Source organism: Chryseobacterium shigense, from assembly GCF_900156575.1.
Classification (GTDB): Bacteria; Bacteroidota; Bacteroidia; order Flavobacteriales; family Weeksellaceae; genus Chryseobacterium; species Chryseobacterium shigense.
The window spans coordinates 389,429-410,875 of the sequence record NZ_FTNY01000004.1 but is presented as its reverse complement, the minus strand read 5'-3'; the positions used below and the strand labels follow the sequence as shown (position 1 = coordinate 410,875).

At 35.9% G+C, this 21,447-nt stretch carries 19 protein-coding genes and 1 tRNA gene; 5 read left to right on the top strand and 15 right to left on the bottom strand.

Going from position 1 to position 21,447, the window contains the following annotated elements:
• The first annotated feature begins 82 nt into the window (after positions 1-82).
• Together BW964_RS15400 and BW964_RS15395 are read left to right on the top strand one after the other, a co-directional pair.
• Positions 83-838: a T9SS-dependent surface endonuclease, AS87_RS02955 family gene (locus BW964_RS15400; RefSeq protein WP_076508484.1), complete on the top strand. Its 756-nt coding sequence runs from the start codon at positions 83-85 to the stop codon at positions 836-838.
• Positions 839-926: 88 nt separating this feature from the next.
• Complete coding sequence (locus BW964_RS15395) at positions 927-1,760, top strand: lamin tail domain-containing protein (RefSeq protein WP_076508482.1); 834 nt, start codon at positions 927-929, stop codon at positions 1,758-1,760.
• A 330-nt stretch (positions 1,761-2,090) separates the two neighbouring features.
• Here BW964_RS15395 and BW964_RS15390 read toward each other — a convergent pair whose 3' ends face one another.
• The 8 genes from BW964_RS15390 to BW964_RS15355 form a co-directional block, all read right to left on the bottom strand.
• Positions 2,091-4,913, bottom strand: a complete 2,823-nt coding sequence (locus tag BW964_RS15390; RefSeq protein ID WP_228431967.1) for a gluzincin family metallopeptidase — start codon at positions 4,911-4,913, stop codon at positions 2,091-2,093.
• A gap of 54 nt (positions 4,914-4,967) precedes the next feature.
• Positions 4,968-6,347, bottom strand: coding sequence for an orotidine-5'-phosphate decarboxylase (pyrF, locus tag BW964_RS15385; protein ID WP_076508479.1), 1,380 nt, complete (start codon positions 6,345-6,347; stop codon positions 4,968-4,970).
• A 123-nt stretch (positions 6,348-6,470) separates the two neighbouring features.
• Positions 6,471-6,812, bottom strand: a complete 342-nt coding sequence (locus BW964_RS15380) for a YkvA family protein (protein ID WP_073334454.1) — start codon at positions 6,810-6,812, stop codon at positions 6,471-6,473.
• Positions 6,813-6,896: 84 nt separating this feature from the next.
• Entirely contained in the window at positions 6,897-7,436 is a 540-nt protein-coding gene (locus BW964_RS15375) for a TlpA family protein disulfide reductase (RefSeq protein ID WP_076508478.1), read from the bottom strand.
• A gap of 48 nt (positions 7,437-7,484) precedes the next feature.
• On the bottom strand, positions 7,485-8,048 hold the full coding sequence (locus BW964_RS15370; RefSeq protein WP_076508476.1) for a thioredoxin family protein: 564 nt from the start codon (positions 8,046-8,048) through the stop codon (positions 7,485-7,487).
• Positions 8,049-8,065: 17 nt separating this feature from the next.
• Positions 8,066-9,136, bottom strand: a complete 1,071-nt coding sequence (aroC, locus tag BW964_RS15365) for a chorismate synthase (RefSeq protein ID WP_076508475.1) — start codon at positions 9,134-9,136, stop codon at positions 8,066-8,068.
• 50 nt (positions 9,137-9,186) lie between these two features.
• The gene (locus tag BW964_RS15360) at positions 9,187-10,818 is read right to left on the bottom strand and encodes an LIC_10190 family membrane protein (protein WP_076508473.1); all 1,632 of its coding nucleotides are present in this window, start codon (positions 10,816-10,818) and stop codon (positions 9,187-9,189) included.
• A 52-nt stretch (positions 10,819-10,870) separates the two neighbouring features.
• The gene (locus BW964_RS15355) at positions 10,871-11,422 is read right to left on the bottom strand and encodes a glycine zipper domain-containing protein (protein ID WP_076508472.1); all 552 of its coding nucleotides are present in this window, start codon (positions 11,420-11,422) and stop codon (positions 10,871-10,873) included.
• A gap of 251 nt (positions 11,423-11,673) precedes the next feature.
• Here BW964_RS15355 and BW964_RS15350 point away from each other — a divergent pair, with 251 nt between their 5' ends.
• A complete protein-coding gene (locus BW964_RS15350; protein WP_076508470.1) occupies positions 11,674-12,120 on the top strand; it encodes a hypothetical protein in 447 nt (148 codons plus the stop codon).
• A 512-nt stretch (positions 12,121-12,632) separates the two neighbouring features.
• Here the strand turns inward: BW964_RS15350 and BW964_RS15345 are convergent.
• Positions 12,633-13,460 (bottom strand): glycosyltransferase family 2 protein, encoded by an 828-nt coding sequence (locus BW964_RS15345; protein WP_084175916.1) that lies wholly within the window; start codon positions 13,458-13,460, stop codon positions 12,633-12,635.
• Between the two features lie 1,004 nt (positions 13,461-14,464).
• Here BW964_RS15345 and BW964_RS15340 point away from each other — a divergent pair.
• Entirely contained in the window at positions 14,465-15,916 is a 1,452-nt protein-coding gene (locus BW964_RS15340) for a serine hydrolase (protein ID WP_076508469.1), read from the top strand.
• A 395-nt stretch (positions 15,917-16,311) separates the two neighbouring features.
• On the opposite strand, the gene BW964_RS15335 is transcribed toward BW964_RS15340, so the two are convergent.
• Positions 16,312-16,572: a SemiSWEET family transporter gene (locus tag BW964_RS15335; protein WP_076508467.1), complete on the bottom strand. Its 261-nt coding sequence runs from the start codon at positions 16,570-16,572 to the stop codon at positions 16,312-16,314.
• A gap of 225 nt (positions 16,573-16,797) precedes the next feature.
• Here BW964_RS15335 and BW964_RS15330 point away from each other — a divergent pair, with 225 nt between their 5' ends.
• Positions 16,798-16,983 (top strand): hypothetical protein, encoded by a 186-nt coding sequence (locus tag BW964_RS15330; RefSeq protein WP_076508466.1) that lies wholly within the window; start codon positions 16,798-16,800, stop codon positions 16,981-16,983.
• Between the two features lie 725 nt (positions 16,984-17,708).
• Here the strand turns inward: BW964_RS15330 and BW964_RS15325 are convergent.
• The 5 genes from BW964_RS15325 to thrC all read right to left on the bottom strand — a co-directional run bounded on the left by BW964_RS15325 (position 17,709) and on the right by thrC (position 21,440).
• Positions 17,709-17,779 (bottom strand) — tRNA-Cys (locus BW964_RS15325).
• Between the two features lie 58 nt (positions 17,780-17,837).
• Positions 17,838-18,344: an RDD family protein gene (locus BW964_RS15320; protein WP_076508464.1), complete on the bottom strand. Its 507-nt coding sequence runs from the start codon at positions 18,342-18,344 to the stop codon at positions 17,838-17,840.
• A 26-nt stretch (positions 18,345-18,370) separates the two neighbouring features.
• Positions 18,371-19,729, bottom strand: a complete 1,359-nt coding sequence (locus BW964_RS15315) for a DUF4403 family protein (RefSeq protein ID WP_076508462.1) — start codon at positions 19,727-19,729, stop codon at positions 18,371-18,373.
• A 29-nt stretch (positions 19,730-19,758) separates the two neighbouring features.
• Entirely contained in the window at positions 19,759-20,130 is a 372-nt protein-coding gene (gene folB, locus BW964_RS15310) for a dihydroneopterin aldolase (protein ID WP_076508461.1), read from the bottom strand.
• On the bottom strand, positions 20,127-21,440 hold the full coding sequence (thrC, locus tag BW964_RS15305) for a threonine synthase (protein WP_076508978.1): 1,314 nt from the start codon (positions 21,438-21,440) through the stop codon (positions 20,127-20,129). Before thrC ends, folB begins: the two co-directional genes overlap by 4 nt.
• Positions 21,441-21,447: the final 7 nt, after the last annotated feature.

Below are 21,447 nucleotides of genomic sequence, written 5' to 3'. Positions count from 1 at the left end.
AAAATTAATCTAATTATTGTAAATCCCTGAAAAAGACTGGTAATTTTGCGGTGTAAATTATTAAAAATTAAATTTTACAGTTATGAAAAAATTTTATTCGTTAGTTGCTACAGTACTATTTGCTGTTGTAACATTAGCACAAACTACAGTTTTCAATGCAACGTTTGATGATTTAGACGGAACAGGAGGAAATGATGATTCCTGGACTGGAAATGTGGGAACAAAATCGCTTGGTACCTACACAACAGCAGGTTGGGTATTTGCAGGGGCAGGCGGAGCATCACAATGTATTAAAGCTGGATCTGGCAGTACAGCAGGTTCAGTCATTACACCAGCTTTAACAGGACTTGCAGGCAATGCCACTCTAACTTTCAGAGCTGCAGGATTCGGTACTGACAATACCTCATTAACGGTGACGATCTCTGGAGGAGGCAGCATCAATGGTACCAGTAGTTTTACATTGACTAACTCTGCATTTTCTACTTATACCGTGAATATTATTGGGGGGACAGCATCAACGAAACTTAGATTTGCCTCAGCAGCAGGTGGAAGGAGATTCTTTATTGATGACATCAAACTGGTAGTTCAGGGCGCTCTTGCAGTTAATGATACCAAAGCATCTTCAAAGAAGTTTATTAAAAATACTTCAGTAGATCATGAAATCTGTTTCGGAGTAAAATCCGACATCAAAATTTTTAATTTAAACGGAAGGTTAATTAAATCTGCTTCTGTGAACGAAAACGGAGTATTAAATGTAATAGATCTTCAGAAAGGGATTTATATTGTAACAGGAAATGTTAATGGTAATGCGGTTTCCGAGAAGATTTTGAAAAGCTAATTTTAATTAATTGTTAATTATATACCGTCATTTTAAAATAATGACGGTTTTTTTGTACTTTTACCCCATAAATTTAAAACTTTTTATAATGAAAAAAATCTTTACTATTTTAGGATTAATTTCCGCAACGGCATTTATGAATGCTCAGATTGTAATTAATGAGATCTACGGAGCTGGAGGCGGTAGTAATGCTGCTATATTATATAAATATGATTTTGTAGAGTTAAAAAATATTGGTTCCACTTCAGTTACTTTGAATGGTGCTTATTTACAGTATGCTTCTGCGACAGGTAATTTTAATGGAGGTAACAGCAATCATGCTTTGCCAAGTATAACCTTAGCTCCTGGACAAACTTATTTACTACAAGAAGGAAGTGTGGGTACTGCAGGTGGAGATTTACCAACACCTGATGCTATAGGTACTATTAACTTGTCTGGAAGTGCAGGTAAAATTGCTCTTACTAGTAATAGTACGGCCCCAACATCCGCTACAAGTTCAAATGTTCTTGACTTTTTAGGATATGGAAGTACTGCCAATGCATTTGAAGGAGCTGCTGCTCCACCACCATCAAATACAACTTCAATTGCAAGAGTAGCGGGTGATACTAATAATAATGCTACAGATTTTGTTGCAGGGGCTCCAACTCCTAAAAATTCAACTTCAGGATCACTAGCTGTTTCAGATGTTAAAGCTGCAAAAGCTGGAAACTTTGTAAAAAATACTTTCGTGAAAAGTGACGAAATTACTTTCGGAACTGATGTGAAGGATGTGAAAGTGTACAATATGTTCGGACAAGTAGTGAAGTCTGCTTCTGTTCAACAAAACGGAACTGTCAACGTTGCTGAACTAGCAAAAGGAAACTACATCGTAACAGGAACGGTGAACAATGAGCCTGTATCTCAGAAGATTCTAAAAGACTAATTTTAGTTTTTTTAATAATACAAGCTCCGGCCATTTCGTAGAAATGGCCGGAGCTTTTTTATATTATTGATCTGATCTATTCATAGTTCTATTTAAATATCGTACACAATATTTGAATAATATGAATTATATTTTATTTTAGAGGTTATTCCTTGATTATTTTACTTTTGTGGTACCCTTTTTGATGTCTATTGAATGTAAATAGGTATTGATTCGAGATTTCAGTTTGAATAAGAGAATCAAGATTTATTGTCAAAAGAATTTTAAAGTTAGTTTTCAATATAACATGTTAATAGAAGCAGCTGTAATTTGTACAGTTGCTTTTTTTATTTAATACCATCCTCTTCTGGCTGCATTGATGACTGCACCAAGATTGAGAACCAAAGTATACCTGATGCGTTTTGCATAATCCTTAAAAGAAGGTTCAAAACCTAAGGATGATTGTATCGGAAAATAGACTTCCAGAAAATCAGGAATCAATCTTACTTTGATACCACTATCCCAGATAAATTCTGCAGGACGGTCTTTATTTTTATAAATTCCGGCATCCGCATAAACATGAAATATTTTCCACACACTTGAGTCAACATTAAATGACGTGATCCACTGATTGACAGATCCCGGAATAAAAGATTTAAAACCTCCGTCAGCCAGAATAAATTGTTGGGATAGAAGACCGCTGTTGGCACTTTCACCCAAAAGATTGTAGGAGAAAGAATAATTGGACACTCTTGAAATTCCGTAATTAAACATATTATTCCGGGTATCATTTCTCACAAAATAACCTGCGAACAACCTAACGCTTAATTTTTGTTTTGGAGCGAATTCCCATCTGTAAAATCCTTCAGCCGTTATTTTATTGAAATCTTCCATGCCTTGTGTGCTCAAGCTTAAGCTTTTTTCATGGATCATCTGACTGTCACTATAGCCATACCCTGCTGTCCACAAGTTATACTTACCATAGTCTTTGTTGGCAACCATTCTGGGACTCAAATCTCTTTCCAGATAATTATAGGAGAATCCAAGGCTTCTGCTGACTGTACTCCGTGGATTTTTTCTGAAATTAAAATTAGAAAATATAGAACCTTTCCTGTAGGCCAATCCATAGTCATAATGGAAATAAGAACCCGATACTCCAAAAGTAATACTCCTGAAAATACTTTCTGCCGGAAGAAAAGAGTAGGAGATCGCTCCTGAACCTGTTAATTTTCCTGTTCCGGTACTGTAAGTGGGGGTGAATGAATACAGAAATTTCTGATCAAAGAAAGATTGATTCTTTAAATTCACACCCAAAAGGAATTTATCGTAGGTATTGTTGAAACGGACCCTTGGGCTGATGTATATTTCGTTGTATTCAGGATTGGGAATATCCTTTATAAGTTTAAATTTAATTTTTTTTGTATTCGAAAACAGACCTTTAGCGTATAAAAAGTTATCCCTGTATTTAGATTCGGGAAAAATATAATCACTGTTAAGCGTGACTTTATGAATGTCTTCCGAAGCCGGAAGAACAAAATTGGTGATCTTTTCATGCGCTCCTGTTTCTATCCAGTAAGATTTTTTTTCACCTTCACTTGTTTCCGTTTCCAGCCGTACAGGTATGGACGTATCTGTATTCTTTCCAATTTTGATCGTTAAAGAGTCTTCCTCTTTTTTTATATTTTTTAATTTGAAATTGACCCTGTTCTTTTGTTTTAAGAAATCGGAGAGATAGCTTGAACTCTTGTTTTTTTCAGCCAGCTCTTTCAAAAAGTCTTCCGGATCAATCTTTCGGTCTGTATTTTTAGAAATATAATCTTTCAGGATGTTGTTGAAATCATTATACCCCATTTTTTCTGCCGTATAATTGAAAAGACTTCCGGTTTCAAAACTACTGACAGCCATATCATTGAAATTGCTTAAAACCGTAAAATTTTCGCTGATTTTCTGATCCAGGTTCTGAGACATGATGTATTGATAAGCTAATCCATAACGGTCAATAAGTTTGACCTTGGAAGCATGGAATAACTTCAAAGGCTTTACCCCGAAAATTTTAGTCTCAGGCAGAGTACCCAATAGTTTGGATTCTTTATAGAATTTTTGAATATACTGGATTTCCATGTACGATTTTAAACCGTTTTTAAACCAGTGGTGGTTTTGCTTATCGGCAATAATGCTTTCGTCCAGAATTTTTTTCGTGATGATCCCAAAGTAATCGAGGTCTGTTTTTTCAGCATCCGTGAATAACTGAAATCTGAACTTCAAGAAGGTAATATCATTGTTTCCGAAAAAATCTTCCGTAGATCTGAACTTCTCAGAAATAAAAAGATTTTTAGGGAGGAAACCTATTTTTTCTTTAATGAATTTTAAATGCAAAGGAAGATAGAATTCAAGATTCTGTTTTTCTTCCGGTTTCAGATTATATCCGAATTTGATCTCGGTATCTTCGCCATCCACGTTGACTTTTATGGAAGGAAGTCCATTCTGTGAGATGACAAACTCAGGATCAGAATCAAGATACCCTTTAAATGCATTCATTTGAGTTTGCGGGAGATTACCTTCGATAAAAATGTTGGGTGGAAGATCGAAATTAATGGTCCAGAAAGTATTGAAACTTACGGACTCTTCAATGTCGTGATAATTTCTTTTGGAAATATTGTCCGGATCAAAATGATCCGGAACAATAAAGAAATATTTTAATGCTGTCGTTTTATCAGATGTACCGTATCCCGTAAACTTCTTGTCGGGAAGTTGTAGGCTGTAATGAAGCTGTAGGGTAATCCTTTCACCAGGCTTTAAGGCCTTTGTCAGAGGAAGAAAAAGATTCTCATCTGAAATTGAACTCACGGGCACAAACTGGTCTGCCGGGTTTATAACCTGTAAATCAAGGAGCTTACCAAGCTGGTCTGGTTTGGCAAAATGCAAATCAGTACTTCTGTCTTCCAGTTTTCTGTAGACCAGAGATGTTCCTCTTTTATTGTAAGCAGAAACCCAATTGAGAAGCTTTACAGACTGCAGGTCTTTGTCGGAATGATTGTAATACACAATTTCCTGATTAACCTCCAGCGTTTTTCTGTCGGCAGATAATTTAGCTTCAATATATATGCTGTCCTTCTGCCCGGAAACCTGTACAATTCCCCAAAACAAAACAAGGCAAGTGGTGATCTTTTTCAATATCCTGTGATAAAGCCCAAATATAAACTTATTTTGAATATATTCAGCAGGATTTTAGCCCTGAACCGTGTTTTTTTGCAAAGAATTAACATATGCATTCCAGCCTTCATTCTTATAGGTAACGGCAGCCGTTTCCGGATCTTCAGATTTGTAAATTCCTCTTCCTACAATGATGAAATCCGTGTGAAGCATTTTAAAAACATGGTCAGGAGTATTGTATTGTTGTCCTTTTCCATCTCCTGAATCTGCAAGATTTACACCTGGGGTGAAAAGCAGAAGATCTTCAGGAATCTGATTCTGAGATACCCCTCCGATTACATTCGGATGTGATAAGGCTACCTTTAAAGCTTCTTCACGATAGCTGGAAGTTGTCAGTGCACCTTTAGAAGACATTCCCACAATAGCGACAACCCCTACATTTTTAAAACAGTCTAAAGATTCGAAGCCTCCGATCACCTGCGATGTTACGAAATCTGCCCAATCGGTAATTTTAAACACACCGCTGGTAAACTGCAGTTCCTGGGTATTTCCAATATCAGCAAACTTTCTGTCTTCCATCAATAAAAACTGATGTTTTTCAGCCAACGCTTTTAAGGGAACAATTGTTTTTTCGTAGTCAAAATCTGAAATGATATCTATATGCGTTTTCAATGCAATTACATGAGGACCTACTTTTTCAGCAAGAGCAAGGAGTTCCTGTGTTGTGGTCACATCTGCGGAAGCAATCAGGTTTGATTTTTTTGCCAGCGCTGTTTCCAGTAATTTTTTAGAAACCGAGTGCTGGGTTTGCTGTAGTTTTTGTTCGTAAGAGCTTCTTGTCTTTTCTTCAAACTGAATATGATTTCCTTTCAGAAAATCCTGAATTCTTTTTACTTCTTCGTCAGACAACTCTCCGGTTTCCTGAAGAATAGTACATACTTCTGAGATATTGAAAAGCGTGTGTACTCTGTATCCTTTGCTTTCAAGCAGTTGTTTTCCGCCCTGTTCTCTGTCAAGAACCACGACGATATCCGCTACTTTCAGATCTTCTTGTTCAACTTCTGCAATAGTTTCTATCAGAGATTTTCCTGAAGTGATAACGTCTTCTACCAAAAGACAGTTCTGTCCTTTCTGATAAATTCCTTCGATCAGTTTTTTCGTTCCGTAGCTTTTTGCTTCTTTTCTTTTAATAATTAATGGAATATAGCTTTCCAAAGACATTGCAGTAGCCATCGGAAGCGCTGCATAAGGTACACCACAAATCAAATCAAAATTATCCAGAGGAAGCATTTCCAGTAAATAATTAGCCAGATTTTTTAAAATTTTGGGATCTGAAGCCAATGGTCTCAGGTCTACATAGAACGGACTTTCGATACCACTTTTTAAGGTAAATCTTCCGAATTTGATGATGCCCAGTTTGTAGCACTCTAAGAAAAATTCTTTTTTACTTTCCATTATTTTTTATTAGATACTGCAAATTTAAGGATTTGAAATAAGGCTTAAAAATTTATCACCCATTTGTCAATAAAAAACCATCCCGAAATGTTCAGGATGGTTTAAAAATATTTCTGTAAAGTATTATTTTACAATTTCTGCATCAATGATTTTAGTTCCGCTCAGCCTTTGTTCCGCTTCCCATAACAAGAACTTATCGACTTCTTTAATAAGCTTTGGAATCGTTAGTGACAATACTGCCAGGTCATCCATAACCCCTAAAACAGGTACCGCAAACTCCGGCAACAGGTCAATAGGAGAGATGACATAAAGAATTCCCAAAAGTGGAAGGATAATATCAATGGATCTCATCGGGTATTCTCCTCTTCGCCATAATTTGACCATTCTGAAAATATCAGGAATTTTTTTTACGAAACCTTTGTGGCTGATGGCTTCTTTTGCAAGATTCAATTTTGAATATTTCATTTTGTGTTTAGTTTTAATAAATTTTCAACATAGTAAATTTCGCAAATTTTATACCAATAAACTATAAAATTTAGTTAAAAAAAATTACTTGATGATATTGTCAATGAACTGATGCACAGTCTCTGTGTTCCAATCTCTGTAGGCATCCTCCTTGATGATGATTCTTCCGTGCTGATCTATCAGGAAAGTCGTCGGGAATACTTTCGGAAGAATTTTTTCGGAAATAGGACTTTGGGCAATATAGACAGGAACCGTATAATTATTTTCCTTTAAAAATTTTATGACGGCATCCTCTTTATCATTCATTGCGATCAGGACAAAATCTACATTTCCTTTTCTGGAATCATATAACTTCTGAATGGTAGGCCATTCTTTTCTGCAAGGTGGGCACCATGTTCCCCAGAAATTCAGGAAAACAGGTTTATTCTTAAAAGCTTTAAGATTGGTATTCGGTACATTGATTCCTTTCAGCTCAATGTCATAATCTTCTTCGCTTACATGAACGGCATTTTCAATGGTCGCGATCGGAAAGAACTGGTCTTTCAGGTACTCTTTTACTCCCGGAACAAAAGCGATCACACCGATAATAATGATGAGGACAAGATAAATGATATTCTTTTTCATACGTAAATCTTTACTGTTATTTTCTGCCGTTTGGAATTCGATGAATGCTTATAATAGTTCTAAAATTTCTTCCACTGCATCTTTTCCTCTGTTTTTAGCATAATAGAGTTGAAGGTCGTTATAAAAATTATCTTTTGGATAAGCTTCAGGATCTGCTTTATGTTTCATTAATAATTCATGTCCGAATTTCGGACGCGGACCCCAGGAATTTTTTACATTGAAATCTTTGTCCAGAATAATTACCTTGGGAATAGATTCTGTACCGTTGGTCAGATATTGGCTGATTAAACTTTTATCACTGTCTCTGAGGAAAACTCTGACCTCATTGTGTCCTTCAAAAAATTTGACAAGTGCAGGAACGGTAGCACTTGCATCACCACACCATGCTTCTGAAATGATCAAAATCTTTCCGTCAAAATTTTTGGATGCCAATTCTTTGAGCTGTTCTTCGTCCGGAACATACTTTTTCAGCGTTCTGTCCATTCTCTGAAGCCCAAGTTCGTAGTATTGTTGATATTCGATTTCCTGTTGGTTGGAAGGATTTTCTAACCTTTCTTTTCCGATGCGCAGATATTCTTCAAAAGAAATCCCCTGATCCCAGTAATTTTTCATTACTAAAAATATTTATATTAAAAATTATTGATGTTTCTTGTTTTGTTGATCAAAAACAGATCAGCCAGCACAAATGCCGCTAAGCTTTCCACAACAGGAACTGCTCTTGGTACTACACATGGATCGTGGCGTCCCTTTCCTTCAACGATGACCGGGTTACCATATTTGTCCACACTGTCCTGAGGTCTTAAAATAGTCGCTACAGGTTTGAATGCGGCCCGGAAATAAATATCCATTCCATTGGAAATGCCTCCCTGTATCCCTCCTGAAAGATTTGATTTTGTGGTAAAATCTGTATTAAAGGCATCATTGTGCTCCTTTCCTGTCATTTTAGCGCCACAGAAACCGCTTCCATACTCAAATCCCTTGCATGCATTGATGTTCAGCATCGCTTTACCCAATTCAGCCTGAAGCTTTGAAAATATAGGTTCTCCGATTCCTACAGGAACATTTTTAATGACGCAGGTAACGGTTCCGCCAATCGTATTGCCTTCTTTTTTGATCTCTTTGATTCTTTCGATCATTTTTTCGGCCGTTTCAGCATCCGGACAACGTACATCATTACTTTCCGTTTTGGAAAAATCGAGTGCCTGATATGGTTTTTCACAGAAAATATCACCTACGGAAGAAACATAAGCATTGATCTCGATGCCGGACAAAAGCTGTTTAGCTAAAGCCCCTGCAACGACCCAGTTAATCGTTTCCCTTGCTGAAGATTTTCCGCCCCCGCGATAGTCCCTTATTCCAAATTTCTGGTCATAAGTGAAATCTGCATGACTTGGACGATATGAATCAGCAATGTGATCATAATCCTTAGACTTCTGATTTTCATTTTCGATAATAAAACCGATTGGGGTACCTGTTGTTTTTCCCTCAAAGATCCCGGAAAGGAACTTTACCGTGTCGCTTTCTTTCCGTTGAGTGACAATCGCAGACTGGCCTGGCTTTCTACGATCCAATTCATATTGAATTTTATCGAAATCTACCGTTAATCCTGCCGGAAAATTATTAATGATACCGCCGTAAGCCACGCCGTGACTTTCTCCAAATGTTGTAAGACTGAGAAGATTACCTAATGTGTTGAACATATTACAAAATTACCTATTTTTCTTCAGATATTAAAGTTTCTGGATTTGTTCTATTGATCAGTATGTTTGATAGTATTGATAATGTTCTCTGCTTCCGTTTTTTCCAGTGGGCTCAGTTTTTTCCAGATCACTCCTTTTTTTACGTTTTTGGGATCAATATACTGAGGGAAAATTCCTGACTGTATATTTTCAATAACATATCCGGATGAAATGGCAGGAATCGGAGTGTCAAAATTAAAAGGGTAATCTTTTGATATATTGAATTTTAAGTTTCCGGTTTGGAATGTTTTAAATTGGTTGTAATGGTAAGTCGACGGTTGGTACAGCTGTTCTTTTTTCAATCCCACCATAAAATTTCCTGGCCTGAAACTCGGAATATATTGACGGATAATGTTTGGAAAACTTAGAGATGCTATGATAAATAAACTTAGTGAAGTGAAGAATAGGAGTGACGTTTTTTTACTCAAATGAATGAACAGAACAAAAAAGATCACAAAAAATACATCAATAAAAAAACGATACTGCGCAGAAAACGCCAATACCAATAGACTTTTTATCCACAAGGAAATACAGATCAGCGTGACAATTTTTTTCTTTTTGATAAAAGCGAAAACTGAAAATATAGCCAAACCTGAAATAAAGAGGATATTAATTTTTGATTTTATTCCTTCCAGCGAAAACCAGTTTCTGACAGCATCATAAGGTGAAAATTTTTGAATTTCCTCATAAGTGTACTGCATATCATATGTTTTCTGAATAGCATATTCTGAAGAAATTTTCAGTACTTCCGGATTGGGTTTCCAGCTGATGCCAAGATCGCCGATAGCTACTGGAAATATAGGATAACCAAACGTCCATATATTTTTGATAAAGAATAATAAAAGGATAAGAATTCCGAAGAAGGTATGTTTATAATTAGGTTTGGAAACAAGCCCTGAAGAAAGGAATATCAGTAATGGGAGCCAGATCATGGTAGGCTTTATAGAAAAAATAAAAACAGCATAGGCCCAAAGGAGGGTGATATTTTTATTGCCTGTTATGAGCTCATTTAAAATAATCAGGGATAAAGTGATGACAGGTAAATCAGGGCTTGGCGACTGTGAAAAGAGCAAAAGCACCGGAATGAAAGATAGCTGAACCCAGCTTTTTCTTTCAAAAATATAAAGGGTATAAATAATGAGTAAAATAGCATTCATCCTTAAAAAAGGGTCTGAAAAACCAGAAAATCCAGCCTGGAAAATATGCCAGACCGACATCTGCCCCAATGTAAGATCCAGGTTGGAAATACCTTTCACCAGGCCATATTCTGTAAGCCATTTGATCGTAGGAACATAGTATCCGAAATGATCTAATATATAAGGATAGAAGGAACTGCCATATAAGATGACAAGTGAAATACTGCCAATTAAAACCGAATCTTTTTTCGAGAACCGATACAAATCGAGGTAAAGCTTCTTTTTGAAGAAAAACAAAATACCTGCTACAACAAAAGGAACCTCTACATAAAGATTGATAGGAATGAAAAAGGCAAAAACAGTCCAGATCAGACTAAGGCCTAATATCCCAGCTAAAATAAGTCCCGAAATTCCACGAAACAAATTCCCGAAAATACTTTCCATGATCTTTCCCCAACCCAAAAGGACCGAAAGAATGAAGACCGAAGAAAGTAAAAGTAGTATCATAAAAAAAGATTGCCTAAAAATAAGCAATCTTTAAATGGTATCGTGAAAAATATTAATTACGGGGTTGAACTCTTCCGTCTTTTCTGTCCCCGGCTCTACCGATCGTATAACCTGTTGCACCACCAACTACACCGCCAATCACGGCACCCAAACCTCTGTTTTTCTTAGCTACAATAGCTCCGACAGCGGCACCTCCTACTGCACCGATAGCCGTTCCTTTGGCGGCTTTACTCCATCCTTTTTTCTTTTGGGTTGTTCCTTGTGACGAACTGTTTCCATTGTCTGCATACGTTCCGCCTCCTGAGTTGGAGTTGGATCCCCGGTCTCTATATACTGTTCTCGTTTCTCTTATAACTTTAGGTTTTGAATTGCTGACAGCAGCTGCCTGGGCTTTTTTGCTTTCTGAGATGCTGTCGACTTTTTTCTGTGCCTCGTATACCAATTTTTCTTTTTCAATAGCCAGCTTCTGCTTTTCTATATCAAGTTGTCTGGCCTGGAATTCCAGTTTTTGTTCTTCCAGTGATTTTTCAGCTGTTCTGTCGTCTTTTTTGCAGGCCGTCATTAAAAAGACTGATAAAAAACCTGCTAATACTATCTTTCTCATAATTCAAATTTTAATAAGTAGTTTTAGCCAAAACGGCGGCAACTATCTATATATTCTCAATTATGAAGCCAACATTTAGTTAAGGAATGTTAAAATCTTATATTTTAAGATAAAATTTGTTTTTCATGGATAATTCGTAGAGGGTTGTTTGTGCTTCCAGCCGCGGTTGCGGAATGTAATTTTTAGTTCATTAAGTGTTTTTATTCAGTTCATATGAATTGGTTACTTTTGGAATACCAAATTACTTTCATATGAAAATATCAATTTTTAAAACAATGGCTTTTGTAGCTCTGTCGGTTATGGCTGTATCATGTTCTAATGACGAAATCATGGCAGATACTCAGCCGCAGGCTCATTCCGGAACCTCTAAAGAAGTTTCAAAAACGAAAACTTATAAAGTAAGGTTTGGCCTTATTGCTTTGGACGGAACCAAGATGCTCTCGGGTAATCATGATGTCGGAAGCTTTCTGGCTGAGAATACGGTAACAGGAGAGGTTTATGATACCTATTACAGCGGAGGTTTTCAGACGCTTCCAGGGTATTATGAAGGAATCCCTGCAGGAACATATACGTTTTCTGCGATGCAGGGACAGGGAGGCTGGACAGGTTATGGATCTGTAACGGGAACGATATCTGATGCTCAGGTAGATGCAGATGGATATGTTACCGTGTATATTCCGGTGACCTGGGCAGAGTAAACTTTGTGATAGAATAAGGATAATATAGATTTTCGAAAGAGGATTTTTTTAAAATGAATTTTAGATATAGTTTGTTTTATTCACATTGTTTTGCGTTTTATTAAATATATAACATTATAAAAACTGAAAACTATTAATTATGGACGTCTATGACTATTCATTTATCCTAAAAATGATTATTTTATTTATTCTATCAATGCTTGCTATTTCTGGATGTTGTCTGATTCTGAAAAAAATAAATCGTAAGTCGGACTTTTGGTGCTACAGCTATGATTTTCCGTACTGGAAAAAATATACTAGAAAAAGATAGTGAGACATTCAGTGTCGACGGATTTCTGTTTAGAATTTTCTAAACAGATTTTTTTCATCATTTGTGTTTTAGGCCTCCTGAATGGGAGGTCTTTTTTTTGAATTCATACGGGAACAAACGCCCCCTACGAATCATTATGATCATGATTGCTAGCGTATATAACGAATAAAAAAGGCTTCTCGATATTGAGAAGCCATGTATATTATATATTGAATGTTACCTTTACTTTATTGATCAGCCGGTGAAGTTTTTGTGTCTGATAATTCAGGAGCTCATAGATTTCCTGTGGGTTAGTATATACTTCCGGAACGGTCTGGTTGTTGATCTTTCTGATTCCTCTTCTTTTCATCGTATCATGGATGACTTTAGCAAAAGATTCTTTGGCGCTTGGTTTGGAACTCTGTTGGGAAATACCTTTGGAGTGCAGCCTGTACATATAAAGCGGTTCTTTTATGTATTTTACGCTTCCGTGTTCAAGAATCTTTAGGTATAGATCCTGATCTACAGCGCTTTTCAAATGGGGATTGATGCCTGAAGTTTTTAGATAAGTTTCTTTTTTAAAGGTGAAAAAATGGGCAAACTGAGTAGGGCAGTTGAAAAAAAATCTGCTGTTGTAAATCTGTTTTGTACTTGCAAATACCTTATCTGGAATAAGATTTTCATCACATAGCATCATTTGGGAATAGGCTGCCGTAATATCATTTTTTACAAATTCATGTGTTATCTTTTCCAGAGCATCTGTATAAATAGCGTCATCGGGGTCCAGATAAGCACATATTTCTCCTTCTGCATATTTCATGCATTCTCTTTTGGTGTATCCGCAGCCCTGATTAGTGGCGTTGCGATACATCTTGAAACGGGGGTCATTTTTAATAATGGTTTTAATAACTTCTACAGAGTCATCGGTAGATGCATCATCAACAATTATAACTTCCCAGTTTTGATAGGTCTGGCTAATCAACGAGTTATAACAGTCTCTAAAGTACCTCCCATTATTGTAATTGGCTATAAGTATAGAGAATTTTATCACGTTATATTGAATTAAATATTAATGTAAAACTATAAAATAAAATAGTTTAAAAATATGACCTGGATCAAGGTATATTTGGTAAATTTTTATTATATTACAACATTATGATACAGAATGATCTTATATAATGGATTATAGGTATAGATCTTTTATCGTTTAGGAAGTCTTTAAAATGCTATAAATGAATGTTTTTTAGACGAAAAACAATGAAAAGAGTAGCGAATAAAATTAATTTTCAGAATTTTTTTTCAATGTAGATTTTGATGCATCAATTAAAGGGTGTGGTGTAAACTCCACATTTTAACCCCGGTTTTGCTGGTAAATATGTTAAAAAAGGGCTTTATGATTCAACTCATAAAATTTACAGACTGAATGTTATACTTTTGAATATAGAATTAAACGATCGATAGTTTTATATAGATTATAAAAATTTTTTTCATCATTTGTGTTTTTTGAGGCCTCCGTCAGGAGGCTTTTTATTTTTCTCACCCTTTGAGTCAAAAAAGGGAACTGTTTCTAACGAATACTAGGGTAGTAAATAAAGCCAAACATGATATTCGTCATAAAAAGAGGAAGTATATGGTTTTTATAGTTCAATTGAAAATAAAGACATTATGCATTTTATCCCTTATAATTATACGTTAACTTCTCATTTTATAGGATTTTTTTATTTATTACCCCCGATAATTACCATATCCTGATTTTTTTAATAGATAATAACTTTTAAAAATATCCGAAAGTATTTTTGTCATCACCTACTTTTGGCATGATTTTTCAATACATGAAGCAACTCATGTTTAATTTGAGTTTTCATGGTTATTAGTTTTTATCCCCGGAGCAATTCGGGGATTTTTTTTTACTTTTTTTTTATCATTATTTAATGATGATAAAATCTTTAAGAAATGCCTGGATATAAGGATCGGGAAGACTTCAACATTGTGTTAAACTATTGACAGGATGTAATAGATTTAATTTTCAGTTGTTTTATATGTAAAATATATACCATGAAAATGTACTCTCTTTTAGTGTCATTACTCTTTTTTTCTTCTTCTTTTGCACAGCATGTCAATACTGATGTGGATGAAATCATTCACAGGGAAATGAAGCTTAGGCGAATTCCGGGAGTACAGATTGCCGTAGTTCAAAATGGTAAAATTGTTTTGAATAAATCCTATGGATTGGCAAATGTCCAGGATAGTATTCCGGTAACAGGCAAGACTATTTTTCCTCTTAATTCAAATACGAAAATTTTTACGGGTGTTGCCGTTATGCAGCTCGTTGAGCAGGGTAAAATAAAGTTGGATGCTCCCATTCATACCTATTTAAGCGACCTGCCTGTAGAATGGCAGAAAGTAACTGTTGACCAGTTGCTGACTCACATTTCCGGATTACCAGATATTTTACAGCTTTTTGATCCTGTTACCGGAAATATAGGACCGTTACGGACGGAAGAAGCTATTTGGGGAAAACTTAAAACGATTCCTCTTGACTTTAAAACAGGAGAGCAGTTCCGCTATAATCAAACCAATTATTACTTACTGGGAAAAATAATTGAAAAACTTACCAACCAGCCGTTTGCTGATTTTTTTGAAAAAAAACAATTTGAACCCATTCATTTGAAGCATACTTTATTTGGAGACTCAAGAGATGTGATTCCTCAGTATGCACCGTCTTACAGTTACAGAAGTTTTTTTGACGGGAAAAAAATGGGTGAGGAAAAGTTAGTTAATAATTATTATGAGTTTCCAGATTTTAGCCGTACGGCTGGAGGTCTTAACAGTACAGCTGAAGATGTTGGGAACTGGATCATTGCTTTACAAAAAGGACAATTATTTGAAAAGCCTGCTACTTTAAATTTGATGTGGTCACCAGGTCACTTCAATAATGGAGCTCCTACTGGCTGGGTAAGAGGCTGGGGGATTGCAAAGCTTAGAAAGCATCATAAAGCCGTAGGAATGTCAGGTGGAAACAGATCTGCTCTGATGGTGTATCCGGATGATGGTTTATCCGTCATTGTGTTGACTAATTTGGGTGGCAGCACGCCTGAGGATTTTATAGAAGAGATTGCCGGGTGCTATATTCCAGATATTATTAAGGCTGATGCATTAACTTATCTTAGAAAAAATCTTCAAAAAATCGGATTTGAAAAGGCAATAGATTTTGTAAAGAAGGAGAAGAAGCAAAATCCGGATTTTAATCCGCAGGAACTTGAACTGAACAACTGGGCCTATCGAATGCTGTCAGCCCATCAGCCCAAAGAGGCATTGGAAATTTTTAAGCTTAATGTATATTTGTTTCCTAAAAGCTGGAATGTTTATGACAGCTATGGTGAAATACTTTTAAAAGAAGGGGATAAGAACAAATCGGTTGAGATGTATAAAAAATCTTTAGAACTGAATCCGGAGAATGATAATGGTAAAAAGATTCTGGAACAGATTCAAAATAATAAAAACTAAGTGTACAAGATTCTATGCTTGTTGACAGAGTATATTTTCCGGGATGAATATCAAAAAAAAACTTCCCACATATCAGGGAAGTTAAAAGATTTAGGTGTGATGATGACATCACTAAGATTATCAATTCAAAGATAGGTGATATATTTTAATTTTATTATGATTAAGATCATAATATTTAATTTTTTTATCTGCTTTGTTTTCAAAAAAAGCCTTTCGGGATACGAAAGGCTAAAATGTAAATTTTTCAGAAATGAAAATATATTATAAAGTGATGGTGCTTTTGTATTACCAAACCGTATGCCGTTTTGTTCTATACATCCACAAATCGTGATTTTTGTGGTACTTTTTTTTCAAAACCAGAAGGCTTTCGGGAGGATTCTGTTAAATCTATGATATTATAATGCGGTAAAAAAGGCGAAAAATCCAAAAAATATTCCCGGAGAATTGGCCACTACAATAGGCCAGTCTTTTTTAGGTTTCTTTACAAATCCATACGTGACCCACAGGGTACAGTTGATTGCCGCAACCAATGGCTGGAGCCAATCGCCTTTTTCACCGTTTAAATTATGTGTGATTTGGGGAATATAAGAAAAGTACATCGCCATAGCAGTGACTGTAGCTACCCATCCTAATACCTGCATAAACTTTTCATTCATAACATTCTTTTTAAGAGTTAGCTATCAATAAGAGAAATTATTATGCCAAGCGTCTTGCCAAGAGCTTGTAGAATAGTAGGTATCTAAAGTGGTGGTTATTATTTTTCTATATATTTAATTAATTATGGTGTAAAATAAATCAAAATAATGATTTTAATGAAAAAAATAATTCTCACTAACTGGAATATTCCTATATTTGAAGCCTAACGAATAACTATTCAGAGCATGAGAAAATTAACGAGAAAAGAACTCAAAAAAACAATTGCAGGAAAAGCAATCAATCCAACTGACAAAAAAATTCCAACAGATCCGATAGGGGTTGCATGTGGAGGTTCACATTGTCCTGATGATAACTACAGATGTTGCTATCATCCAGCTGGAAATTACTGCAGTACTCAAACATGTACTTAAATAGATGACCCCTCTTTTTCAAGAGGTTTTTTATTATTTCCTTATCAATACCAAGTAGTAAACTAATTTATTGCAATGGTGTGATGTTCTGGAAGTTCCTATTTTTTAAGTATTGGGTATAATTATGATTCACTAATACCATTTTAACTGTGAATCTTTGACCGGTATTATAACATGCGGAAAACTCTGTACGAATAAAAAAATCCCCGAATTGCTTCGGGGATAAAAACTAATAACCATGAAAACTCAAATTAAACATGAGTTGCTTGATTATATTGAAAAATCGTACCAAAATGTAAAACATTTGAAAATAATTTGATTTTTTTTGTAAAACTTAATTGGAAAAGTCTGTTATATAGAGTCGTTTTCATTGCTCTCTCTTCTGTTAATGCTTCATATTCAAGCATTAACATTAATTAATTTAAATTGTAGGTGTAGCATACTATTTTTTCTGCGTACATTGTTTTTTATTTCTTCTATTTTAAAATAATCATTGATTTAAAAAAAATGAGATCGCTTATAGTTTATGTACAGCCTTATGTCAAACTATTCCATCAGTAATAAGAAGGTATTCCATTTTACACTTGTTTTTAGGGAAAGTAGAGAGGGATGATGATAAGTGGAAAAAAAGTATGGGTGAGGCTTGCTATTATAATGACTGAAAAAAATATCTGAACATATTAAAAAACAAAAAAACCTCTAATTAAATAATTAGAGGTTTTAAGAGGTACCTAGCGGATTCGAACCGCTGTAGATGGTGTTGCAGACCACTGCCTAGCCGCTCGGCCAAAGTACCATTTTTACCATTTTTGAGGTGTGCAAATATAGCAAAAATTATTAATGAACAAAAATTTTCAACGAATTTCTTTCGCGCCGATGCTGTTTATTTCTTCTTTCAATTGTCTTTCAGCAACATAGTTTTTACCTTTTATGACTCTGGTATCGCTCCAGCTGTCATGCCAACCGTTATTCCCCAAAAAAGATAGCGAGTCAAAAGGGACAGCACGTGAAAATGTACGGGCAATAATCTGTCCGGCAGTAGGTTTATTTCCATCGATACTGATCACTTCAGTTCCGGTAATATATTTAGCAATGGTTTTGCCAAGATAAAATTCCATACAAAAGAAATAGGAAAAAGATAGGATGAGGTAAATAAGAAGCGTGATCAGCTTAAACATCACACTCTGATTAGCACTTTCTGTATCAAATCCCTCCCCATATACCACTGCGTAGCCTACTCCGAAAACAAAAAAGAATGAATAATAGATGACCTGTATAAAAAGTCGGTCTAAAAAAAAGTTGATAAAACGCGTCCCTGATGTGGCTTTGTGTCTGTCCACAACTACCAGATATTTTCTCATGGTTAAATATTAGTTTTTTTATTAATTTAAATTCCGTTGATGATTAGTTTTAGAGTGGCGCTGGTTTCAATGACTGCGGTAATGCCGGATTCGTTTAAAAGAATGCTGCCGGGTTTCAGAGTGTACACCCTTCCATTCATCTTTAAACCTTTATAATATTCTTTATTGAAAGCTTCCTCAATGCTTTTCTTTGAAGCCAATTCCAGATCCTGAGTGGGAATACCATATTCATCTTCAATCATCTTTACTATTTTTCCCTTAAAGATAAGAGTAGCCGTTTTTTGCAGAATATTAGCAGTTCTAAGGTTGAATTTAGTATTAGACAATACGATTTTCTTTTTCGTTTCATCATACACCGGAATTCCCGAAATGAGTGCTCTGCCGTTGACATAGCCCTCGGTTTCAGCCTCAACGATGACTCTTCCTTCTGCACCATAGACTCTCACATCTTTGATCTTTATTTTAGAGCCTCTCACATCATATTCTTTGTTCATGAACATAGTCCTCGCGATATTCGTTGCCTCAGAGAAAGGAACATTCGCTGTGGTTTGCAGCAGAAATTTGTCCGCTAAAACCGGGACCACCTTAAAGTTGCCCACTGATTTTACTGTTGGTGACGCGGCAGGTTTACTTCCTGTAAATGTTTCCGAATAAATATCCATTCCGATATTCGTCGTGATTTCATTTCCATAGAATTTCAGCGGAGTGATATTTACGTCTACCGGACTTATTTTTAGCCATGTATTATATTCCTCTGAAATAGTAAAGGGCTGCGAAAAAACATTCCATGCCATGACCGCATACTGCTGAAAATTCAATTGAGTAGTCATTTGCTGATCAATCGTTTTAGCAAATTTTCCCTGCTGCTCCTTCAGACTTTTTTCTACAAGAGAAGTAATAGGGATCTGTATTTTGCCATAGTCAAGAACAGGTTTGGTGACCCATCTGAATCCGTTGGGCTGTGTATTGGTGGAGACAGTCCAGTTATTGTTAAAGCTGATGGTAGTATTAAAGGACATTACTGTTTCAAAAGTCGTATTTTGATACGAGTACACGCCCAAAGTCCCAATCCCTTTTTCAGCCCAGATTTTTAACGGAACTTCGATCAGAAGATTTTGGCTGGTTCCACCTACCAGTCGGATAGGGCGGGTTTTCCATACCTTTACTTTGAACTGGTCATTATTGTTATCCGTATACGAATCGTCCTGAAACACCAGATCTTTCACGGAAGCATTGATCATATTACTGATCTCCGAAAGCGGAATGGTTACCGGCATTGTAATGCTGGACCTGATCTTAGGGAAATTGTATGCAGGAGTATCTGTAGCAGTTTGTCCGAAAACGACTGCAAAACTTAGTAAAAATAATAATTTGATGAATTTCAATTGCTTTATGTTTTTTGTGAAATAAAAATTTACAGTTCGCCGGGTTGAAAGCTTCTTTCCAGTTCAATACTTGCGCCTTTCATTTCGCCCTGCATCGGTGGGGAAGTTTTTGTGATTTTCAATTTGATGTAGGAAACCTGGGGAAAACTTTCATGAATCTTCATCGTTATCCTTCCTGCCACATGTTCCAGCAATTTCGATGAAATGGCCATTTCTTGATGAATGATTCCATTGATATCTGCATAACTTATGGTGTCATTCAGATCGTCTGTTTCGGCAGCTTTCCAAAGATCCGTGTGCAGTTCCGCATTTACAATATAATAAGTACCGATGATATTTTCTTCGGGAAGTACACCGTGGTAGGCATATATTTTTACATCTTCAAGAAAGATCTTGCTCATTGTTCCTGGTTTTGATTCAGCAAAAATCGTTTTAATTCTTCAAAATCTGCATGAATTTCTACAGTTTTTTTCTCCTTTTTCATCAGATCATTCAATGCTTCCGGAATCTCAATTTTAACAGATGCTGCTTTTTCTACTGCTTCAGGGAATTTTACCGGATGCGCTGTTCCCAATATAAATCCTTTCTTACCCGGATTTTCATTCAGAAATTTTTCGAGAGAAGCAAAAGCAACCGCACTGTGAGGATCCAGCATATATCCGTATTTCTTATGAACCTCTTTTATCGTTTGCAGGGTAGATTCGTCATCTATTGAATATCCGGTGATCATGTTTTTAAGCGTATCAGAATGATGTCCGAAAAGCTCCATTATTCTTATAAAATTGCTTGGATCTCCGACATCCATGGCGTTGGAGAGTGTGGCTATGGCTTTTTTAGGTTGATATTGATTGGTTTTTAAATAGTCTGGTACTACATCATTTTCATTACAGGCAGCAATAAAGTGTTCTGAAGGCAGCCCACGGAAATAAGCCAGAAGCCCGGCGCAGATATTCCCAAAATTACCGCTTGGTACGCAGATGACAGGATCTGTATTTTCTTGTTGTTGCCATTGTTTTAAGGCTAATACATAATAAATCTGCTGAGGAAGCCATCTCGCAACATTAATCGAATTGGCGGAAGTTAAAAACAATTTAGCATTAATTCTGTCATCTGAAAAAGCTTGCTTTACCAGATTCTGACAGTCATCAAAATTTCCGTTCACCTCCAGTGCCGTAATATTTCCGCCAAGGGCTGTAAGTTGCTTTTCCTGAACCGGACTCACTCTGTTTTTGGGATAAAGAATAACGACCTTAATTCCAGGAACGTTATAGAAACCATGGGCAACGGCTCCGCCCGTATCACCGGAAGTAGCCACAAGAACGGTTACTTTTTTATCCTGATCTTGCAGAAAATAAGACAGGCATCTGCTCATAAATCGGGCTCCCACATCTTTGAAAGCCAATGTAGGTCCATGAAAAAGCTCTAAAATGGATATCTGCTCACTAATTTTTTTTAAAGGAATCGTAAAACCAATAGTTTCCGCTACAATTTCTTTTAAAACATCCAATGGAATTTCATCCCCTATAAAATCTTTCATACATCTCCAAGCAATTTCTTCATCAGAATACAAATGAAGATTCTTGATGAAATGTTCATCAAACTGAGGAATCGTTTCCGGGAAGAATAACCCTTTTTGGCTGCCCTGGCTTTTTATGGTGGCCGTTTTGAAATCAACAGCCTCCTGTTTATCTTTTAAATTATAATAATTCATGTTGTTT